This window comes from Kocuria cellulosilytica (assembly GCF_040981245.1).
Classification (GTDB): domain Bacteria; phylum Actinomycetota; class Actinomycetes; order Actinomycetales; family Micrococcaceae; genus Kocuria; species Kocuria cellulosilytica.
Map to the genome: position 1 here is coordinate 1 of NZ_JAVFWZ010000028.1, position 1,082 is coordinate 1,082.

The 1,082-nt window shown below is 68.9% G+C and carries 1 protein-coding gene; it reads left to right on the forward strand.

Annotated elements, in window-relative coordinates; all coding sequences use genetic code 11:
* Positions 1-10 precede the first annotated feature (10 nt).
* Positions 11-1,082, forward strand: a 1,072-nt coding sequence (locus tag RCG67_RS16790; protein WP_368827926.1) for an inositol-3-phosphate synthase, incomplete at its 3' end; no start/stop codon positions are given.

Below are 1,082 nucleotides of genomic sequence, written 5' to 3' on the forward strand. Positions count from 1 at the left end.
AAGGAGTCCCGTGTCCCACCATCCCATTCGCGTGGCCGTCGCCGGTGTCGGCAACTGCGCCTCCTCGCTGATCCAGGGCGTGCACTTCTACGCCGACGCCGATCCCACGGCCTCCGTGCCGGGTCTGATGCACGTGGTCTTCGGTGACTACCACGTGTCCGACATCGAGTTCGTGGCCGCCTTCGACGTGGACGCCGCCAAGGTCGGGGTCGATCTGTGCGAGGCGATCGGCGCCGGGCAGAACAACACCCTGGTCTTCGCCTCGGTTCCGCACACCGGGGTGACGGTCCAGCGCGGGCCCACCCTGGACGGGCTGGGCTCCTACTACCGGGAAGCGGTCCAGGAGTCGGCCGCGGCCCCGGTGGACGTGGCCGCCGCACTGCGGGAAGCGCAGGTGGACGTGCTGGTGTCCTATCTGCCGGTGGGCTCGGAGGCCGCCGACCGGTACTACGCCCAGGCGGCCCTGGAGGCCGGGGTGGCCTTCGTCAACGCGCTGCCGGTGTTCATCGCCTCCGACCCGGGGTGGGCGCAGCGGTTCACCGAGGCGGGGGTGCCGATCGTGGGTGATGACATCAAGTCGCAGATCGGGGCGACGATCACCCACCGGGTGCTGGCGAAGCTCATGGAGGACCGCGGGTACGTGCTGGACCGGACGTATCAGCTCAACGTGGGCGGGAACATGGACTTCATGAACATGCTGGAGCGGACCCGGCTGGAGTCGAAGAAGATCTCCAAGACCCAGGCGGTGACCTCCAACGTGGAGCGGGAGTTCGGCACGAAGGACGTGCACATCGGGCCCTCGGATCATGTGCCGTGGTTGGAGGACCGGAAGTTCGCCTTCGTGCGCCTGGAGGGCCACGGGTTCGGCAACGCGCCGATCAGCCTGGAGTACAAGCTGGAGGTGTGGGACTCGCCGAACTCGGCCGGGGTGATCATCGACGCGATCCGGGCGGCGAAGATCGGGGCGGACCGGGGGGTCGGGGGGCCGTTGACCTCGGCCTCGGCGTACTTCATGAAGTCCCCGCACGTGCAGCTGCCCGACGACGTGGCGCGGGCGGATCTGGAGGCCTTCATCCGCGGGG